This is a genomic window from Acinetobacter sp. ACNIH3 (assembly GCF_002918965.1).
GTDB lineage: Bacteria > Pseudomonadota > Gammaproteobacteria > Pseudomonadales > Moraxellaceae > Acinetobacter > Acinetobacter schindleri.
Genome location: NZ_PQLP01000122.1, coordinates 1 through 1,446, shown reverse-complemented (window position 1 = coordinate 1,446; position 1,446 = coordinate 1). Strand labels below are relative to the sequence as shown.

The following is a 1,446-nucleotide window of genomic DNA, read 5'->3' as shown; positions in this document are numbered from 1 at the left end:
TTGCCATGTCACTGAATACTCGTCCTAGAAAGGCGTTAGATTGGCTTACACCATTAGAGAAATTTGCTCAGCTTGTTGATTATCATATGGCTTTTGAAACTGTCGCACCTCATGTTTGAATTCGCCCTGCTTTCTAAACTTAAGCGCAAAGAGTAGGGGGTATAGTAACCTTATTGATATTTAGATCATAAATATTAAAGGTATTAATTTCATCTAAACTACAAGAGAAAGCAGAAAAATTATCAAGTTTATGTCCCCAAAATTTACTAAGTTTTTGTCTAATATTATTTATATCTTCATCGGGGTTCATTTGGATATAAAAGCACATAAAAGCTTTATTCAATATATCTAAAGCACTATAAGTTGTCTTAATAGCAGAAGAATTTACTAAATTAAGAAATTGTCTATATAATTCTAAAGCTTTATTTTCTGAAAGCCCTTTTGTATTTTGCATCATTCTCATAAAAAAACGAATTAAATTTTCATTTTTTTCAAGAAAGAATAATGTAGTAGGGGCATTTTCAAAGTAATGATTTGCAATAGTTCGATTGTGTACAAATTTCTGAAGAGGAAATAAATTTATTGATAAATTACTATCATTAATTATTACATCATCAAAATTTATAGTTTCTATCCCATATTGATGTATTAAAGCTCTTAATCGAGCATCGAATGAACATACTGGGAATTTTTTCTCTCGAGCTAATCGTATTGTGGCAGTTTCCGAATTAGTCAAAAACTTTGTTAATACATCATCGAATATATGTGTATCGCCATCACCATATGCAGTTTCACATACAACATTTTTATTTTCGATATAGTCCAAAATTTCTTGAAGATCAATTAATACTCTTTGAGCCTCATTTTTATCATGTTCAATAATCCTTGGAATGCCATTTATAACATGAAGACTTCCTTTATTATCCTCAGATATTTCATTTTTTTTAATTTCTATTAAATTTTTTAATTCAAAGTATGTAACTTTAGATATATAGACTTCTTCGAATTTTTCTAAGACATTTAGCTTATTAAAAAATTTGAGTTCTATTAAAGAATATAAATCAACGATTACTTTATCTAATTCTTTGATTCTCTCTTGCAAGAATTGGTATTCTAATTTTTCATTGATATATTTATTATCAATTGAATAGAGTTTGTCAATAAAATTGTTGTGCCATTGATAAACTAGATCAACTATTGAAATAGATATGTGTTTTGAAAAAGTAAGAACTGTAAGAGGATTATTATTATACATATCGATAGCATTCTTAAAAAAAGCTTGCCTGTTATCCTGCATAATTTTAAAAGTGTTGAAGAGGGGCAGAGTAAAACTTGAAGTGCGACATAAACCACCTAATTAATTTAAAGGGTTTATGGAGTATATAAAATTGTCATACCATCATCTTAACTTTGAAGATCGTACTGCATTAATGCTTGAGTCAAGAA

The 1,446-nt window shown here is 28.1% G+C and carries 1 protein-coding gene and 1 pseudogene; one reads left to right on the top strand and one right to left on the bottom strand.

Annotated elements, in window-relative coordinates:
- A pseudogene (locus C3420_RS16980) lies at window positions 1-119 on the top strand (IS30 family transposase); the annotation flags it as partial.
- Window positions 120-139: 20 nt separating this feature from the next.
- On the opposite strand, the gene C3420_RS16975 reads toward C3420_RS16980, so the two are convergent.
- Window positions 140-1,255 (bottom strand): PIN domain-containing protein, encoded by a 1,116-nt coding sequence (locus C3420_RS16975; protein WP_146048182.1) that lies wholly within the window; start codon window positions 1,253-1,255, stop codon window positions 140-142.
- Window positions 1,256-1,446: the final 191 nt, after the last annotated feature.

Coding starts and splice junctions, on each gene's coding strand:
- C3420_RS16975 (WP_146048182.1), bottom strand. CDS start 1,255: ATGTATAATAATAATCCTCTTACAGTTCTTACTTTTTCAAAACACATA.